Here is a 17,158-nt window from a genome sequence, read left to right as displayed (position 1 = left end):
GTGCGGCATACCACACAATTTGAGGCGGAGTCGAAGCTTATGAATAAAAAATGCATTAATTTCAAATAGTTATAGAATTAAAAATAACTGGCACGCCATTTGCATTCCATGGCTGCAGACGGCCGGTCCGTCTGTAATTGAGCCTGGGAGGCTAGCAGGTTGGTCCTGTCAGACGAGGCTCGCATCATGGAGGAAGTCATGAGTCCGGTGACACTAACCACGGCCAATGCTGGCCTGCAGCCATCAAAAAAGGCTCCGATCTATAGCCATTTATATTTTCAGGTACTTGTCGCAATCGCCATCGGCATCGCGCTTGGGCATTATTATCCTGACCTTGGAACCAGTATGAAACCGCTTGGCGATGCTTTCATCAAGCTGGTAAAAATGATCATCGCCCCTGTCATTTTTCTGACCGTATCCACCGGCATTGCCGGTATGAGCGATCTTAAGAAAGTCGGCCGCGTTGCTGGCAAGGCCATGATCTACTTTCTGACGTTTTCGACGCTTGCCTTGATCGTCGGACTGGTCGTTGCCAATGTTGTTCAACCCGGTGCAGGCATGAATATTGATCCTGCCTCGCTTGATCCAAAAGCGGTTGCAACCTACACGCAGCAGGCGCATGAGCAGAGCATCATTGGATTCCTGAACAATATCATTCCGACCACGATCGTCGGCGCTTTCGCATCCGGCGATATTCTGCAGGTGCTGTTCTTCTCGGTGCTGTTTGGTCTTTCGCTTGCCATGGTCGGTGAGAAAGCCGAGCCAGTCACCAACTTTCTTCTGACGCTTTCGGCACCGATCTTCAAACTCGTTGCCATCTTGATGAAGGCAGCCCCCATTGGCGCATTCGGAGCAATGGCGTTCACCATCGGGAAATATGGCATCGGGTCTGTCGCCAATTTGATCATGTTGATCGGCACATTCTATTTGACATCACTCCTGTTCGTGCTTGTCATTCTCGGCGCGGTTGCCTGGTATAATGGTTTTTCCATTTTGGCTCTGATCCGCTACATCAAGGAAGAGCTCTTGCTGGTGCTTGGTACCAGCTCTTCGGAAGCAGCGCTGCCAACCCTTATGGCCAAGATGGAAAAGGCGGGTTGCAAGAAGTCTGTGGTCGGCCTCGTTATCCCGACCGGCTATTCTTTCAATCTGGACGGCACAAACATTTATATGACCCTGGCGGCCCTGTTCATTGCTCAAGCAACAAACATCCATTTGAGCATGTCGGATCAAATTCTGCTTTTGCTCGTCGCCATGCTGAGTTCCAAAGGCGCTGCCGGTATAACCGGTGCCGGCTTTATTACCCTTGCGGCGACGCTTTCTGTTGTGCCGGCGGTTCCCGTTGCTGGCATGGCGCTAATCCTGGGTATTGATCGCTTCATGTCAGAATGCCGTGCCTTGACCAACCTTGTTGGCAATGCCGTTGCAACGATTGTCGTAGCGCGTTGGGAAGGCGAGCTCGACAAAGACAAACTGGCCCAGGCGCTTAACGGCGAACTGGCCGAAGAAGAAGCACTGGTCTTGGCAAACTGATTATTCAGTTTGATCGCTTGTCCATGTAATAAAAGTCCTGCGGTGTGCCATTCCCTTTGGTATCGCCGCAGGCGCTGGGAGGTATCATGAAAACACTTCTTTATGCACTGACATTGGTTGCGAGTGTTCATAGCGGCGTTGCAATCGCTGCAGAACAACCACCGAGGGACGAATTCTTCTGGTTGGGCATGATCAACAAGGCGACGATCATTATCAAATCCGACGAAGGATTGCTCGACAAAGACCTCACGCCAAAGATCGCCGCCGGGCTGAAGAAGGTCCTTGCAGATGGGGCTCAACCTGGAGCAAAGCGGCCCTCAACCGTAATCTCATTTGAGCCTTTGCTCATTGAAGCAGCAGGCCCGGAGGTCACGTTAATCCATGCCGGGCGTTCGAGCCAGGATATGCATTCGACCTACAGGGCCGCCATCATGCGGGATGATCTACTAAGACTTGCACATCAGCTGGATAAAACAACAAGCGCCCTCGTTGATCTTGCAGAGCGCCATGTCGATACGATCGTACCCAACTATACCAACGGCGTCGCGGCGCAACCCAATAGTTTCGGACACTACCTGCTTGGCCATGCAGCAGGTCTGGAGCGAGATGCTCAGCGTATCAGGGAAGCCTATGCCCGTGTTGACAGAAGCCCGATGGGAACCACCGTACTGAACGGCACAAGCTGGCCACTCAATCGAACCCGAATGGCGGATTATCTCGGCTTCAGTGGCGTCGTTGACAATGCATATGACGCCTCACAAATATCCCCGGTAGATGAACCGGTCGAAGTTGGAGCGATCGTTACAAGTATCGCACTCCATACCGGACAGTTCATTGAAGATATCATGACGCAATATGCGCAGCCCCGCCCGTGGATATTGCTGCAAACAGGGGGAGGCAACACATATGTGTCCAGCGCGATGCCCCAGAAGCGCAATCCTGGAATTCTCAATTCCACAAGGCAAGCTGCTTCCACCGCAGTGACATTGGCTATGGGACCCATTATCCAAGCGCACAACATTACGCCCGGCATGCCGGATGCAAAAGACGAGGATGCCAACACAGAAATTGTCGAAAGCGCGATCAAAGCGCTGGAAGGTTGGGAAAAAATACTCGGCTCGCTCGTGATCGACCCGAACCGTTCCCTTGAAGAGCTGAACAGCGACTGGACTGCTTCGCAAGAACTCGCGGATGTTTTGATGCGCAAATATAAACTGCCTTTCCGCGTCGGGCATCACTTTGCGTCCGAGATCGTGGATTTTGCCAAATCACAAAATATCAAGCCACTCGACTTCCCCTATGCCGATGCGCAGCGAATCTACAAGGAAGCTGTCAAGGGATCGAGCTTTTCAGACCAGCTCCCTATGAACGAGGAAGAGTTTCGAGCAACGCTCGACCCAGTCGCAATCGTTAGGAATCGAGCCACTAGCGGCGGGCCGCAGCCCAAGGAAATGGCGCGGATGATCAAAACGGCCAAAGAAAAAATCGCCTCGCAAGAAGCTTGGGTCGCAGACAGACGGCGCGTCGTAACCACAGCGCTTAAACGGCTGGATGAGGATTTCGACAAGCTTTCCACAAGCCCAAATTAACAGCATTGGCTGACAGATAGAGCCCGGCGAGTTTGGAATGCTCGCCCGGCTGCAAACGGGCTATTCATCATCATTGATACTAAGATTTTCCAGATCTTTCTGGCCAGCAGCGAGAGCTTGGTCTTCGGTATCGTGCGGCCCCATCAAGGCACCTGTCTCACCATCGATAACGACGACATAATACCATTTGCCGTCGCTTTTCTTGTCGGTGTGCACATAGCATCTCTGTTCGCTTGTCATGCAGCATTTTCATGTATTGCAAGGCCAAAAGCAAATTGTATAGCGCCCTGGGACGGGCGCACCTTGTCAATAAACGGAGCGGTCTCCATAAATGCCGCTTGGATCGTACATCTGGAACATTTCCAGCTCCACCGCGCTGAAAAACGCCCCAACTTCTTCATCCTGCTCGTCTTCGGAAAGGCCGATCCGAGCCAGATGTTCGAACAGGCCATCAGCGACCTTGTTTCGATAGGCTTCAGCTTGGCGACCGTTTTTTTCCTTCAGCGTGGCCGCAACTTCGCGAACCGTAGCTAGTCTCTTCGTCATCGGAAAAGGGATTATCTGGCAATTCGTAGCAGGGTTAACTTTTTGCATGCTCGCTTATTCCCGAACGGCATTTGCCGCGTTTGCATTGATTCGTGAGCAAGAATACGAGCAAGGTTCCTAACAATTTGTTCAGCATAAATTTTCGACAAAAAATTCAATGTTTTCAAACGTTACGTAACATTTAACCACACTTTATTGGGCAACAGATTTGTGCGTAACACCTCCTGAATCTTGCCCGTTACGGCATGCAGGCCTATCACAGGTGGGGTAAGTGATTCGTTTGTTAACGGCGTAGACATTCATACATGGCACTGAGCAACGCAGAACGACAGAGACGGCACCGCGAACGGCAGAAGCAAAAACTGGCCGCCGTAGCTCCCGATATCGCCATGCAGTATGAAAATGTGGGAGCCGATCTGCGAGAAAAACTTTATGCTCTGATCGATAAAGAGAATGCTGCACGGCAGCGCGCAGCCGCAGGAAAACCGATCGAGCTTACAGATTTCCGGCGCGTTATACTCGACATCGCCCTCAATGAAAATCAGTCGTCGATAGTCGACGAAGCGCGAATGATCCTTTTGAAAGCACTTTCAATGGGAGAGAGTTCGGAAAGAGAAATCATTGAGGCCCGGCGTCTGAAGTCTGCAAAGGCAGTTATCAAGCCTGAGACGCGGGTGTCGCCAGAAAGCCGCCTGCCCAAGGAACCAATAACCCCGCTTCCTCATTATCTGCGTGTGCCCAATTTCGGCTGATGGCCTCGTAAGTTCAACGCCTTGAAAAGCTCCTTCATTTCGCAACGCATTTGAGGACGACTGTCATGAACCATCCCGCTTTATCCCCGTCCAGTGTTGCCGTAATTACTGGAGGGGCCTCGGGTATCGGTCTGGCGGCGGCAAAGCGTTTTGCCGGTTTGGGAATGAAGGTTGCCATTGCCGATCTGGGCGGAGAGAGGTTGGAGCAGGCGTGTCGGGAAGTTGCAGATTTGCAGCCAGCTCATCCGGATGCCGTCATCGCAGTTGCTACAGACGTGACACGGCCCGACGATCTGCGGAATTTGAAACAGATTGTCGATGAGAAATTCGGCCAGACCGACATTTTAATGAACAATGCCGGCATCCAACCTGGAAGCAGCGTCTTCGACGGCAGCAATTGGGATCGCATTATTGCAACCAATTTGATGGCCGTTGTTCACGGCTGTCAGATATTCGGCCCGTCAATGATCAAGCGTCAGACACCGGGTTTGATTATCAACACGGGATCGAAACAAGGCATAACCACTCCACCGGGTGACCCCGCCTATAACGTTTCCAAATCAGGGGTAAAGACCTTTACGGAGGCGTTGCAACACGAGTTACGTAACACGAAAGACTGTCACGTAACTGCACATCTGTTCATTCCGGGCTTTGTTTATACGGCCCTTACAAAGGGCGACCGCGTTGAGAAACCCGCTGGCGCGTGGACACCGGAACAGACAGTTGATTTCATGCTGGAGAGCGTGGCGGCTGGCGACTTTTACATTCTGTGCCCTGATAATGACGTTACTCGCGCTTTAGACGAGAAGCGAATTCTCTGGGCAGCAAATGATATTATCCAAAACCGTCCGCCGCTTTCGCGGTGGCATCCGGATTTTGAATCCCGGTTTGCCAATTTTCTCAAACAAAATGCTTGAGAAATCAGTCCGGCGTGTGGGCTGAATAAATCCACACTACCGACTTGAAGAGGGCGGTAAACCCGCTTTATGTTGACGCAAACTTTTTAACCGCATGGGTATATTATGAATTCATCTCAAAAGATCCCTTCCATCGACCCAGTCAAACTCGATCGGCTGGGCGAGGTTGCCGTGAAAATCGGTTTGCAATTGCAGCCGGGACAGGACCTTTTGATCACAGCACCGCTTGCCGCCCTTCCTCTTGTTCGCCGCATCACTGAGCATGCCTATAAGGCAGGCGCGGGATTGGTCACGACCTTTTACAATGACGAAGAAACAACGCTGATGCGTTATCGCAACGCGCCAGAGGATAGTTTCGACCATTCTGCGGGCTGGCTTTACGAAGGGATGGCAAAAGCGTTTTCTGCCAATACGGCGCGCCTCGCCATTTCTGGCGATAATCCCATGTTGTTATCGGCAGAAGATCCCGAGAAAGTCGCGCGGGCGAACAGGGCGCAATCGAAAGCCTATCAACCAGCGCTGGAAAAAATCACTGGCTTCGACGTTAACTGGAACATCGTCTCCTATCCAAACCCCTCTTGGGCTAAGCAGGTTTTTCCCGATCAGGAACCCGATACGGCTGTCATAATGCTTGCCGATGCCATTTTCTCTGCTTCCCGTGTGGATATTGATGATCCGGTCAGCGCCTGGCGCGACCACAATGCCGCATTGCTCAAGCGCAGGGAGTGGCTGAACGGCCTGAACTTTGCTTCCCTAAACTTCAAAGGCCCCGGCACAGATCTGACCGTAGGGCTGGCCGATGAACATGAATGGCAAGGTGGCGCTTCAAGGGCCAAGAATGGCATCACCTGCAATCCGAATATTCCGACCGAAGAAGTATTCACCACCCCGCATGCTCTTCGGGTTGACGGTCACGTATCCAGCACCAAACCATTGTCATATCAGGGTACTTTGATCGAAAATATTCAGGTTCGCTTTGAAGCTGGAAAGATCGTCGAAGCCAAGGCGACACGCGGCGAGGAAGTATTCAATAAAATTCTCGGTACGGATGAAGGTGCCCGCCGCCTCGGTGAAGTGGCGCTTGTCCCGCATTCTTCGCCGATTTCTGCTTCAGGGCTGCTGTTCTTCAACACGCTGTTCGATGAAAATGCTGCAAGCCATATAGCACTCGGTCAATGCTACTCGAAATGCTTCATCAATGGCGGAACGTTGAGTCCGGAGGAGATAGCATCAAAGGGCGGAAATAAGAGCCTTATTCATATCGACTGGATGATTGGATCTGGAGAAATCGATGTGGATGGCATCCATAAGGATGGCTCGACTGTTCCCGTTATGCGCAATGGCGAGTGGGCATAGTTAAACCACGCAATTCAATCGCCACCGCGAAGGCGGTGGCGATCTATTTGATCTCAAATACTATTAGGCAACGAGACGCCCGGCAGTCTCGGTCTGGGCATAGGCCTTGCCGAAACGGTTAGCCAGAAATGCATCAAGTGCGATGTCTTCCTGTTTGATGAAGCCCTGCTGTGGCAGGTCACCCTTCGCAAGCATGTCCACAACAGCGCAAATGGCCGATGCTGTGGTGATCTGGATACCGCTATAAAGCTGCGATCCGATATGGCCGCTATAGACCTTGTTTGCATAGGTTTCCTGCAACAGACGACCCTTCTTGCGGCCGCTGACCGTTACGAAGATCACAACCACGTCCTGCGTGGTTGATGGCAAGGCGTTTTCAAGAATGTCCTTGAAAACATCCCGGCGATCGCGCAGTCCGAGATCGTTCAGCAACGCCTTCATGATGGCGGCATGGCCGGGATAGCGGATCGTACGATAATTGAGCGTACGCACCTTGCCCAAGAGACTCTCGCACAATGTGCCAAGTCCGCCCGATGTGTTGAATGCCTCGTAGGTTACGCCATCGAGCGAAAATTCTTCGCGCTCTTCAAGCGGTGGAACTTCGGTCAGTTCACCGTCGACAATCGCTTCACATGGCTCGCAATATTCATTGATCACGCCATCCGTCGACCAGGTAAGATTATAGTTGAGCGCGTTGGATGGATATTGCGGCAGCGCGCCAACGCGCATGCGAACGCTTTCTAGCGTATCGAAGCGCTTGGCCAGATCATTGGCAACGATGGAGATAAACCCGGGCGCGAGACCACATTGCGGAATGAACGCAGTCTTTGCTGTTGTCGCCAATTGCTTGACAATGCGCGTGCTGGCAACGTCTTCCGTCAGATCGAGATAGTGGACGCCGGATTTGGCAGCGGCTTCAGCGATGCGTGTGGTCAGATGGAACGGTGCCGCGCTCAGAACAGCGAACTTGCCGTCCAGCACTTTTTCAAGCACGCCCGCTTCAGCAATTTCAATACAGCTGGTAGCCACATGCGCTGAAACTTCAAGTGCATCCAATTGTGTCTGCGCGCGATCAACGACAGTTACGTGATATTCCCCTGTCTCGCTCAGCAAATTGGCAATCGTTCCTCCGATTTTGCCTGCCCCTACAACGACGATCTCTTTCATGTGATTCCCCTGAATATGCATAAACCTTTCGGAATTTTCTCATATTGCTCGGCGAAATGCAGTGTATATACTGACGATATAACTCTTAAGTTTAACTAATATGCCGAGTGGATTTGTCATTATGCTGACCCAAGCTGATCATGCCCTGCTTTCCCTGCTCCGGGAAAACGCCCGGGCCTCCACAGCCGACCTTGCGCGTAAGCTCGGGCTGTCACGCACCACAGTGCAAAGTCGCATCGAACGGCTCGAAAATCGGGGAATGATCCGCGGATACAGCGTCCAGCTATCGCCGGAATATCAGCAGAATTTGGTCAAGGCGCATGTGCTGGTCACTGCCTTGCCCAAATTTGCTGTACGGGTCGAAGCTTCGTTGCGCAAAATACCATGGGTCAGAACCCTGCATTCGGTTAGCGGGCAGTTCGATATGATTGTTATTGTTGAGGCCCCATCAATCCAGGAACTGGACAGGTTGCTCGACGAAATCGGCGCATTGGAAGGCGTCGAAAGAACGATGTCGTCAATCATCCTTTCCACACGCATAGAACGCTGATCGGACCTATTTCTCAGATTTAGCCAGTGCAACCCTGTCGACCGCGGCAATCATGCATACTTCGAGATCACCCAAACCATCCTTGATCTCAGCTTCGGTGATACCCGCAGCCTCAGCATCGGCAGCACAACGTTCCGCGAGACGCTGAGGGCGACGATCGTGATGCTCCATATCAACTGGCTTGTTGGTATCGATATTAGCTTCAATCCAGTTATTAACGAAATCAATAGCTCGCTGACTCATTTTGTGCTCCTGGAATTATTGCCCGTCGATCCAGTAAAACAATTAGATAGCGATAAGGTTGCGCATTAAAGCATCGGACCGAAAAGCGGGATCCAGGTTTTCGGATAATCCGATGCTAAAATAAAAGGATAGATCGCCATGTTGAGTCCATGAGGACGTCCGGCGATCTAGCGGGCTTCCTTCGCCCATACCTTGAACTTCGTCAGCAAATTCGGGCCAAAAATATTGGTCAAAGGCACGTCTGCCGCGTCTCGGCCATGCGCTACCTTTATCCGGCCGATACGAGGCTTATTGTTGCGCGGATCAAATGCGTGCCAGGCACCGCCAAGATAAACTTCCATCCAGGCACAAAAATCCATCTCGGCATGCGGCGGCGGCACGCCGATATCGGTGATATAGCCGGTGCAGTAGCGGGTTGGAATGTTCAGGCACCGGCAAAATGCAACGGCCAAATGGGTAAAATCACGGCAAACACCACGCCCTTCATAATAGCCAGACGAAGCTGTGCGGGTCGGATTGGAAAACTCATAGCCAAAGGTGATATGGTTGTGCACAAAGTCGCAGACAGCCTGCACCCTCTGCCATCCCTCCGGCGTATTGCCAAACAAGCGCCAGGCCTCGTCACTCAGCAGATCGGTTTCGCAGTATCGGCTACCCATGAGATATACGAGCGTTTCATCCGGCAGGTCCTGTACGCGATGTTGGACAGCATCCAGCACAACAGGGTCCGGCAACCCGCTATCCCGCACAAGAGCATTCGTAGAACAGATAAAGGTGCCTGGCATAGCGACAATGCGGTTGCACCAATTACCGAATTGATCGTGATAGCCTGTGATCGTTGAATCAAAGTTTGTCTGAAAAGTTTCGATACCTTCCAGATCGTCAAAACGCGAATGATGGACATTCAATATCGCTACAAGGGGTGTTTCCTGCGTGAACTCAAATGTTAGCTCGCACCCTACATGTAATATCATCCACGGTTCCCTTGATTATATTTGTGTTGAAACAGCATCGGCAGAGTCTGGCGCAAAAAGCAAACGGCCCAAAAGCGGACCGGTTAAACTTTTCACATTCTTGGACTATCAAGCCTTGTCGACGACCTTCTTAACGGCGTCTTTTGCCTTACCCTTGGCTGATTGCACATCGCCTTTCAGCTCCTGCGCCTTTCCCTCAGCCTCCATCTTCTTGGAATCAGTGGCCTTGCCGGCTGCCTGTTTTACATTACCGGCCATCTTGTTGGCCGCGCCGGAAATCTTGTCGCTAGTACTACCCATTGGATACTCCCTGAAAGCTTTTTCAACTACATCACTAAACGGGCATCACGCAGGATTGTTCCCAGAGAGAATCAATTAAGCTATTGATATAAATAGATAAAATATTCGAATAACGAACGACCCGGCGCCCACGGGGGAACAGGCACCGGGTCTTATGTTACCGATCAAAGGCTCGATCAGCTTGTGAGAAACGCTGCAGCTATATCTTGGTTCCGCTGAAATCCGTCCCGAAAAAGAAATACATAAAACGACGGCTCAGGAACATAGTTCGCCGATCGCATCCTCGATCGAAGAGGCAAAAATGCAGTTGCGTGTGGAGCCGACAATCTTTGCAGCGTCCACATTTTCGGCATCCTCACCCCAAAAACCGATTATGATTTTTATTCGTGCGTTCCGCCGCCTGATCCGCCGTATCAAATATCGCGCATGGGCAATGGATGAGGTGTTAAGGTAGCTGATGCAGATAGCGCTCACACCGGCAAGTTCGAGCTTGGCGATATTCGCAGCCTCGAGCTCGTCATGGGTGATGTCGTCAACCTCACAATCATTGCGCTCAAGGATATCACCCATAATAACAGCGGCAGCGTCGTCCAGATTGCCGCGTCCGCCAGCCGATATGATGGTCTTTGGTTTGGTCGGTTCTACCTTTTTAGTCTTTGCCTTGGCGGTTTTGGCTTGCTCATCTACCTTGATCTCTTCTTCGAGAATTTCATGATAGTCAGACAGGTTTTCAACGAGAAACACCATGCTTTGCGCAACGCGATTGCGTCTGGGAGCATCCAGCACCCCGCGCCCGCGATCATGTTCGGCCAACAGAAGTGCAGGAACGGCCACAGAGGAATAATAATCAACGATGGAGTTTGACTGGAGGTATTCCTCCGCTTTCTCTGTTGCCTCATCGGGGTCCCCCGACAGCAATCGTTGATACAATTGCTGTGGTGGCAGAAGCACAGGCTCGTTGCCAAGCAGCACATCTAGAAACTCAAACTTCGGCACATGCCTGCCGAGGACCACAAGACACACGGTCAACGGCGTCGAAAGAATAAGACCGATAGGTCCCCAAATCCATGTCCACACGATTGCCGCCATGAGAATGGCAACGGGCGAAAGGCCCGTCTTCGACCCATAGAGCAATGGCTCCATAATATTATTGCTGATCAGCTCAAGCACGATGAAAAGGGCTGCGGTCCAGACCAGCAGCATCCATCCCGGATCAACGGCAAGCGATAGCATTAAGGGGAAAAACGCCGCCATAATGGGACCGATATAGGGCACAAACCGCAAGACAATTGCCAGCATGCCCCACAACATCGGATTGGGAATACCTATCAGCCATAGCCCGATCCCAATCGGCACGCCAAAACTGATATTGATGATAAGCTGCATCAGCAAATATTGCCCCACACGTTTGCCGGCATCGTGCAGTGCTGTCGTCGTTCGGTGAATATCACTTGCTCCGACCAGCTTTATGAAGCGATCCCGCAAATCTTCCCGGCGCATGAGCATGAAGATAACCACGACAATCACGATACCGATGGTTGCCAATGGCTGAATCAACGGTCCGGCAAATGTCTGCAAAAGGCTCAGCGGATCAGGCGGAGGATAACGGATTTCGACGGGCACAGGCTTGTTCGGATCTTGTGCTTTCAGTGGAGTGCCGATTTCCTGATTTTGTACTTCGACATTTTCCGGTGGTTTGCGTGCCTGGTCCCGACTGTCAGGGCCATTGTCGACGGGAAAACGCTCCACTTCATCCGATCGCCCGATCTCTTCACTGAATTTTTTGAACATGCGGGCGCCGCGGTCGAAGATGCTGTTACCAGATTGAGCATCCTTGATCGTCCGGATCTTTGTTTCGATATTATACTGATAGCTTGGCAGGTTCTGCGCCAAAACCGTTAGCTGGCTCACGACAATTCCGACAAATATGGCAATCACCATAAAGGCCGTGACAACCACGCTGATGACAGCCGCGGCTTTTGGTATGCCGTTACGATGCAACCGCGTTACCAGCGGCGAAAGAGCAAATGTCAGAAGCAATGCCAATGCCAATGGCACAAAGACATCACTGGCCAGATAAAGCGCTGCAACAATAGCTATGGCGACGATAATTGGTGGAAACTGCGCTCGGGTATCCACTCCAACAATTGCTGGTGAAGAGACAGACTTTCTCGTCACGCGCTCCACGGCACGCGGCGACCGCCCGCTGAAATCTTCAGAAGGCATGAAATACCCCTAATCCAAAATGCATAGAACGCACCTCTCCATTAAATCCCGCCACTCCAACGCCGCCTGAGCAAATTGGTTGCATCGGCATCGGCGTTTCATCTTTAACTGCAAAGGTTTGGAACGAAATTCGCTGTCGCGGTGTTTATTATCCGAAGAATAAATCGGAGGGTTTGAACATGTCGCTAACAACAATTCTTGTCGTCATCCTCATCCTTGCATTGATTGGCGTGTTTCCCACTTGGCCCCATGCACGCAATTGGGGTTATGGCCCTTCCGGTCTTCTTGGCATCGTTCTGGTAATATTACTGGTTCTGCTGCTGATGGGCCGTATCTGATATAAACGAAAAGGAGATTAAACCCATGATGCGTGGCGCTTTACTTTGGCTTATCGGCCTGCCGCTTCCAATAATCATTATTCTTTGGCTGATGGGCTATCTTTCATAAAACCATTCAAATTCAGTCATTTACAAAAACACCAGCTCCCCATGGGCTGGTGTTTTCCCTTCCGGTGCAAAGGAACATGAATGTTAAAACGACTTATCTCCAGTTCTGCCATAGTGGTGGCTCTCACTATCACGGCAGCAGCACAGGATGGCTCCGACATATTTGGCCAACCAATCGTGGCAGCACCCGCACAGGATCGATATCTTGTAGCGGCCCCAGGGCAGGTATTGACCGCCGGTCTTATCGGTCAGACGGTCTATAATAGTTCGAATGACGATGCGGCTTCCATTGGCGAGATCAAAGATGTTGTGCTCAATCCTGAAGGGCGCGCTGAAAGTGCCGTCATTGCTGTGGGCGGATTTCTCGGCGTCGGCCAGAAAGAAGTGGCGGTAAGTCTCGATCAGCTTTCATGGGCGGAAAAGCCGGATAATAAACGGTGGTTGGTAATCGCCGCGAGCAAAGAAGAGCTGGAAAAAGCTCCTGCCTATGACCGCTCCGTATTGCTGACAGATGGCGCCTCGGATCCCGCCAAGGCGCCTGAACCAGCCATCAACGCGACGGAACAAGACATAAAAAAGTCACCCGCTAAACTTCGCAGCGCCCTGAAAGCGGTGCCTTCAAGTGCAATGAGCGCCGATAAGCTGATCGGCTCGGCGGTTTATGGACCGGAAGACGAAACACTTGGAAGTGTTGGTGACGCGCTGATGACACCGGACGGTCAAATCGAGGCCTTTGTAGTGGATGTGGGAGGATTTCTGGGCCTGGGCAAAAAACCTATCGCCGTCTCCATTGAAAATCTCGATTTGCTTGCCGATGACAGCGGCAAAATCTCGGTTTTCACGCCCTTCACAAAAAAGGAACTGGAGGCGCAGCCCGCTTACACCCCAGAAGCCTATAAGGCCGACAGCGAGAAAATTCTGTTACGGGGCACTGCCGAATAATAAAAGCAGTTGCTTTGCGATAACGGCCCGGTCATCGCCGCTTGCGGTGGCCGGTTTCGCATGGAACAAATAGTTTCGAGCAACGTTTCGAAATCATATGCATCTATTTTCCAAGGAGTTATCGTATGGCCACAGTTTCCTCGAAAATTAAAAAAGCAGTCGATGATGCCACCGAAACCAACCCTGATTTGCAGGCGCAGGTCGCGGCGCTGAAGGAAGATATTGCCAATATTGCTGCAACGCTTGCAAAAATCGGTAAAAATTCGACCAAAGATGCGCGCGCCAATGCTGCAAATTCCTTTGAAACAGCCAGGGTGCGCGGCGAGGAAGTGTTCGAAGAACTGAAATCGCAAGCTTTGGACATTGAAGATCAGTTGGCCGAAACTATCCGCGACAAACCGCTGACATCTATAGCAGTGGCAGCTGGAGTCGGCTTTCTTCTCGCTTTGATGTCACGTCGCTGATCATGTTGAAACTGCTAACTCCTTTTTTGACCAGTCTCGCCGCCGGTGAGATTGGCCTGACCCTCAGTCGCGTCAAGCGAAGCGCAATCTTCCTGAGCATTATCGGAATATTCGGCGCCATCGGTGCCGTCTTTTTGCTGGTCGCAGCCTATATTGCCTTGTCGGATCGTTTCGGTGAATTGCGGGCTGCCCTTTATATTGGCGGGGGCGCAGTCGCCGTGGCGATCATCTTGTATATCATCATGAAAATATCCGACGCCGTCATTCGAAAACGCCAGCGTGACCGGGCAAAAACCGACACAACAGCCCTATTGACTGTCGCTGCCATCGCTGCTGCACCAATGCTCCTGCGTTCACGTGGCTTGCTGATGCTGGCGCTACCCGTGCTTGCTTTTGGCGGTCTGTCGATGCTCGGGAAAAAACCCAAAACACGGCAACGGCGCCGCCGCGATGTATCAGAGGAACTCAGGGACTGAATTATCCTTGATGGGCATGGAGATAATCGCCTCCATGCCGCTTTCCGAGTAACTTAACCTGACGCTGCTCGATATCACCTTATCAAGGCTCCGCTCAATGAGACGCTCGCCCAGTCCACGTGTCGCAGGTGTGGCTACGGGCGGCCCGCCCGCTTCTATCCAGTGAATAATCACGCGTGATCCGTCCAGTCCCTGCTCAATCTCCCAAGAGATGCGCACCTGGCCCCCGGCCACTGAGAACGCACCATGCTTGGCCGCGTTCGTCGCAAGCTCATGCAGGGCAATACCCAGACCCAAGGCGTGATCAGGCGGCAGGATGACATCTTCGCCAACCAGCACCATTTGACCGGCATCGTAGATCGCATAGGGTTCAACCTGTCTCGTGATCAAATCGACGAGGTTGATTCCACTCCATTCGCGGTCGGACAAAAGCGTGTGCGCTTCAGAAATGGCGCGCAGCCGACCTGAGAAGGCTTCCATGAATTCGGCTGGGTCAGCTGTCCGATTTAAGGTCTGGCGTGCCAGTGATTGCAGCATGGCCAAAGTATTCTTGACGCGATGATTGAGCTCACGAAGCAAGAGCCGTGTTTTCTCGGCAGCATTTTTTGTCGCGGTTATGTTGATGTTTACACCGACAGCAACAGTAGGGCGGCCTGATTCATCGCGTTCAAAGATCCGTCCTCGACCCAGTAGCCATTGGCCTGAAGAGGCGGCGCGGAATTCTCCCGCATAATCCTGGTCATGTGCCAGAGCGCGGGTGATTGACGACTTCATCATTGGAAAATCATCCGGATGCATTGCCCGGAAAACGTCCTCGCCTGTAACGGGGCTGTCTTCGCTCAAGCCCAGCATGGAATAAGCCATCTTATTGCCGGTAAAGATTCCGGTTTTCAAATCCCAAACCCAACTGCCGACGTTTCCCACCTCCAGCGCCATGGCATTGCGATCTTCTTCGAGGTGCAGTTTTTTGACAGCGGTTTCATCAAGGCGGGAGTTGCGCTTCAACTCCATAAGCGATCCCGCCAGACGGGCCAATTGTATCAATTTTTGTTGCTGCTCATGGGTAAATTCGGAATGCGGCTTGAGCGACAGAATGCTTAGAGTGCCGACACGCTCATTTGCTACATGAATTGGCGCAATAGCCAGAAACCTTATGCGCGGTGCCTGTACGACCGCGCTGGTTTCAGCAAACCGCACATCCCCGGAAGCATCCGGAACAACGAAACATGGTTCCGATGCAGCAATTGAATGCGCCTCGAGCGTCCATATATCGATATTACCCACGAGCCCGCAAAAAGACAAAACGTGGCTTTGATCGCTGTCCACCAGAGACAAGCGCGCCCCATCAACATTGAAAATCGATAATGCCAGCTCCGTTAGATTGTCCAGATCGCTATCATCTTTGCCTATAGGCCGGAGCGTAGAAAGAACCTCACGACGCGACGATTCCGCCAGGAACAGAAAATTACTCTCGGAAGTGTCGGTCAACTTCATATCCCACGTGACAGCCCGTCTGAAAGGCGCCCCTACTTCACTAAGTTATATATCCAACGACTTCAACGCCGCCACGTTGGCATTGTTCCTCGCACGGAACATTTAATCACCCCATTCGTTTTTAATCTGCCATTACAAGGAGGACAAAATGCTCAACGCAAACGACATTCTATCGGACGCGGGCCTTAGCAAAGTCCAAAAAATTGCAAAGTTGGAAGAACTTCTGTCGGAAGCCCGCGGACTGCAGAGAGCGGCCACTGAGGGCGGGATGGACCCCGATGACGGAGTCACCAGGAATCTGCGTGATATTGAACTTGCTCTGGATCAATTAAACGCGGAGAAGCCTGAAACCGGTGCCGCCACCCTCTGAAATGGAGGTGCCCTTAGATATAAGGCCGGGGTGCAGGCGGTAACCCCTGCCATTTGGCAATATCCAGAAGAATTTGATGATCAATGACTTCACAACCCCGATCAAGCCAACGCAATGCGCCTTTGGCTGCAAGTTTCTTCAAGGTCTTATTCGTGTGAACAATTGATAGACCCAAAGTATCGGCAACATGCTGCTGGCGAAGCGGCACCATCAGCGTGTTGTTTTTCACCATTCCGACCGATTTGGCGCGCTGATATATGAATGCGAAAAGATAGGCTGCCCGTTCGAGCGCCGACCGGCGGCCAACGCTTAGCAATATCTCATCAAGCATCTGCTCCTCGCGTGAGGCTAACCAGGTAATGTCGTAGGCGATTGTTGGATAACTTTGAAACAGGGCTGGCAGTTTGTCTCGCTGAAACATGCACATCACCAAGGGCGATAACGCCTCGACTGAATGTTGCATTTCTTTCATCAACGAGCCTTGCAGGCCAATCAGGTCGCCCGGCAACACATAATTCAGAATTTGCCGGCGGCCATCTTCGAGAGTTTTATACCGGAACGCCCAGCCGGAAAGGACGGTGAAGAGATGCGCGCTGCTTCTGCCCTCGCCAAGTACGGTCGTGCCGACATCGGCAACCAGCTCGCCCATCTTGAACCCGGACAGAAACTCGACTTCGTCTTTTTCGTGCTGCTGGAAATGCGGATAATTTTGTAAAGGGCACCTTTCGCAAGGATACTGTCTTACCGTCGATGCTCCATTATTTTTCATTGTTTGTCCGGTTTTTGTTGGGCGCAAGCTAGGGTCCGGACCCT

Annotated in this window: 20 protein-coding genes; 11 read left to right on the top strand and 9 right to left on the bottom strand. The window is 51.9% G+C overall.

Going from position 1 to position 17,158, the window contains the following annotated elements:
- Nucleotides 1–198: 198 nt before the first annotated feature.
- Together ACTJI9_RS12795 and ACTJI9_RS12790 are read left to right on the top strand one after the other, a co-directional pair.
- Nucleotides 199–1,533 (top strand): dicarboxylate/amino acid:cation symporter, encoded by a 1,335-nt coding sequence (locus ACTJI9_RS12795; protein ID WP_115054311.1) that lies wholly within the window; start codon nt 199–201, stop codon nt 1,531–1,533.
- A gap of 86 nt (nt 1,534–1,619) precedes the next feature.
- Nucleotides 1,620–3,122 (top strand): argininosuccinate lyase, encoded by a 1,503-nt coding sequence (locus tag ACTJI9_RS12790; protein ID WP_440808398.1) that lies wholly within the window; start codon nt 1,620–1,622, stop codon nt 3,120–3,122.
- A 60-nt stretch (nt 3,123–3,182) separates the two neighbouring features.
- Here the strand turns inward: ACTJI9_RS12790 and ACTJI9_RS12785 are convergent, their stop codons facing one another.
- Both ACTJI9_RS12785 and ACTJI9_RS12780 read right to left on the bottom strand, forming a co-directional pair.
- A complete protein-coding gene (locus ACTJI9_RS12785) occupies nt 3,183–3,362 on the bottom strand; it encodes a hypothetical protein (protein ID WP_115054313.1) in 180 nt (59 codons plus the stop codon).
- 66 nt (nt 3,363–3,428) lie between these two features.
- Entirely contained in the window at nt 3,429–3,716 is a 288-nt protein-coding gene (locus tag ACTJI9_RS12780) for a DUF6074 family protein (RefSeq protein WP_115054314.1), read from the bottom strand.
- A 257-nt stretch (nt 3,717–3,973) separates the two neighbouring features.
- On the opposite strand from ACTJI9_RS12780, the gene ACTJI9_RS12775 reads away from it, so the two are divergent.
- The 3 genes from ACTJI9_RS12775 to ACTJI9_RS12765 all read left to right on the top strand — a co-directional run bounded on the left by ACTJI9_RS12775 (nt 3,974) and on the right by ACTJI9_RS12765 (nt 6,693).
- Nucleotides 3,974–4,420 (top strand): hypothetical protein, encoded by a 447-nt coding sequence (locus ACTJI9_RS12775; protein WP_440808394.1) that lies wholly within the window; start codon nt 3,974–3,976, stop codon nt 4,418–4,420.
- Between the two features lie 65 nt (nt 4,421–4,485).
- The gene (locus ACTJI9_RS12770) at nt 4,486–5,337 is read left to right on the top strand and encodes an SDR family NAD(P)-dependent oxidoreductase (protein WP_440808392.1); all 852 of its coding nucleotides are present in this window, start codon (nt 4,486–4,488) and stop codon (nt 5,335–5,337) included.
- A 105-nt stretch (nt 5,338–5,442) separates the two neighbouring features.
- Nucleotides 5,443–6,693, top strand: a complete 1,251-nt coding sequence (locus ACTJI9_RS12765; RefSeq protein WP_440808391.1) for an aminopeptidase — start codon at nt 5,443–5,445, stop codon at nt 6,691–6,693.
- Nucleotides 6,694–6,756: 63 nt separating this feature from the next.
- Here the strand turns inward: ACTJI9_RS12765 and ACTJI9_RS12760 are convergent, their stop codons facing one another.
- Nucleotides 6,757–7,860 (bottom strand): saccharopine dehydrogenase family protein, encoded by a 1,104-nt coding sequence (locus tag ACTJI9_RS12760; protein WP_115054769.1) that lies wholly within the window; start codon nt 7,858–7,860, stop codon nt 6,757–6,759.
- Between the two features lie 121 nt (nt 7,861–7,981).
- Here ACTJI9_RS12760 and ACTJI9_RS12755 point away from each other — a divergent pair, with 121 nt between their 5' ends.
- Nucleotides 7,982–8,410 carry an Lrp/AsnC family transcriptional regulator gene (locus ACTJI9_RS12755; protein WP_115054318.1) on the top strand — a complete coding sequence of 143 codons (429 nt, stop codon included), beginning with the start codon at nt 7,982–7,984 and terminating at the stop codon, nt 8,408–8,410.
- A gap of 6 nt (nt 8,411–8,416) precedes the next feature.
- On the opposite strand, the gene ACTJI9_RS12750 is transcribed toward ACTJI9_RS12755, so the two are convergent.
- The 4 genes from ACTJI9_RS12750 to ACTJI9_RS12735 all read right to left on the bottom strand — a co-directional run bounded on the left by ACTJI9_RS12750 (nt 8,417) and on the right by ACTJI9_RS12735 (nt 12,153).
- Nucleotides 8,417–8,653, bottom strand: coding sequence for a DUF768 domain-containing protein (locus ACTJI9_RS12750; RefSeq protein ID WP_115054319.1), 237 nt, complete (start codon nt 8,651–8,653; stop codon nt 8,417–8,419).
- A gap of 167 nt (nt 8,654–8,820) precedes the next feature.
- Nucleotides 8,821–9,627, bottom strand: a complete 807-nt coding sequence (locus ACTJI9_RS12745) for a transglutaminase-like domain-containing protein (RefSeq protein WP_115054320.1) — start codon at nt 9,625–9,627, stop codon at nt 8,821–8,823.
- Nucleotides 9,628–9,735: 108 nt separating this feature from the next.
- A complete protein-coding gene (locus tag ACTJI9_RS12740) occupies nt 9,736–9,927 on the bottom strand; it encodes a CsbD family protein (protein WP_440808387.1) in 192 nt (63 codons plus the stop codon).
- Between the two features lie 255 nt (nt 9,928–10,182).
- Nucleotides 10,183–12,153: an AI-2E family transporter gene (locus ACTJI9_RS12735; protein WP_115054322.1), complete on the bottom strand. Its 1,971-nt coding sequence runs from the start codon at nt 12,151–12,153 to the stop codon at nt 10,183–10,185.
- A gap of 179 nt (nt 12,154–12,332) precedes the next feature.
- On the opposite strand from ACTJI9_RS12735, the gene ACTJI9_RS12730 reads away from it, so the two are divergent.
- The 4 genes from ACTJI9_RS12730 (at nt 12,333) to ACTJI9_RS12715 (ending at nt 14,481) form a co-directional block, all read left to right on the top strand.
- On the top strand, nt 12,333–12,491 hold the full coding sequence (locus ACTJI9_RS12730; protein WP_115054323.1) for a DUF3309 domain-containing protein: 159 nt from the start codon (nt 12,333–12,335) through the stop codon (nt 12,489–12,491).
- A 189-nt stretch (nt 12,492–12,680) separates the two neighbouring features.
- Entirely contained in the window at nt 12,681–13,541 is an 861-nt protein-coding gene (locus ACTJI9_RS12725) for a PRC-barrel domain-containing protein (RefSeq protein ID WP_115054324.1), read from the top strand.
- 125 nt (nt 13,542–13,666) lie between these two features.
- Nucleotides 13,667–14,005, top strand: a complete 339-nt coding sequence (locus ACTJI9_RS12720) for a DUF883 family protein (RefSeq protein WP_115054325.1) — start codon at nt 13,667–13,669, stop codon at nt 14,003–14,005.
- Nucleotides 14,006–14,007: 2 nt separating this feature from the next.
- A complete protein-coding gene (locus ACTJI9_RS12715) occupies nt 14,008–14,481 on the top strand; it encodes a hypothetical protein (protein ID WP_440808382.1) in 474 nt (157 codons plus the stop codon).
- Here the strand turns inward: ACTJI9_RS12715 and ACTJI9_RS12710 are convergent.
- Entirely contained in the window at nt 14,461–15,969 is a 1,509-nt protein-coding gene (locus ACTJI9_RS12710) for a sensor histidine kinase (protein WP_354343280.1), read from the bottom strand. The two genes, ACTJI9_RS12715 and ACTJI9_RS12710, sit on opposite strands and share 21 nt — an antisense overlap.
- A gap of 154 nt (nt 15,970–16,123) precedes the next feature.
- Here ACTJI9_RS12710 and ACTJI9_RS12705 point away from each other — a divergent pair, with 154 nt between their 5' ends.
- Nucleotides 16,124–16,345: a hypothetical protein gene (locus ACTJI9_RS12705; protein ID WP_115054328.1), complete on the top strand. Its 222-nt coding sequence runs from the start codon at nt 16,124–16,126 to the stop codon at nt 16,343–16,345.
- Between the two features lie 13 nt (nt 16,346–16,358).
- Here ACTJI9_RS12705 and ACTJI9_RS12700 read toward each other — a convergent pair whose 3' ends face one another.
- Nucleotides 16,359–17,114, bottom strand: a complete 756-nt coding sequence (locus tag ACTJI9_RS12700; RefSeq protein WP_307281080.1) for a Crp/Fnr family transcriptional regulator — start codon at nt 17,112–17,114, stop codon at nt 16,359–16,361.
- Between the last annotated feature and the right edge of the window lie 44 nt (nt 17,115–17,158).

The sequence above is a fragment of the Phyllobacterium sp. 22552 genome (assembly GCF_052044585.1).
Classification (GTDB): domain Bacteria; phylum Pseudomonadota; class Alphaproteobacteria; order Rhizobiales; family Rhizobiaceae; genus Phyllobacterium; species Phyllobacterium ifriqiyense.
This window is presented reverse-complemented; position numbering and strand designations above follow the sequence as displayed.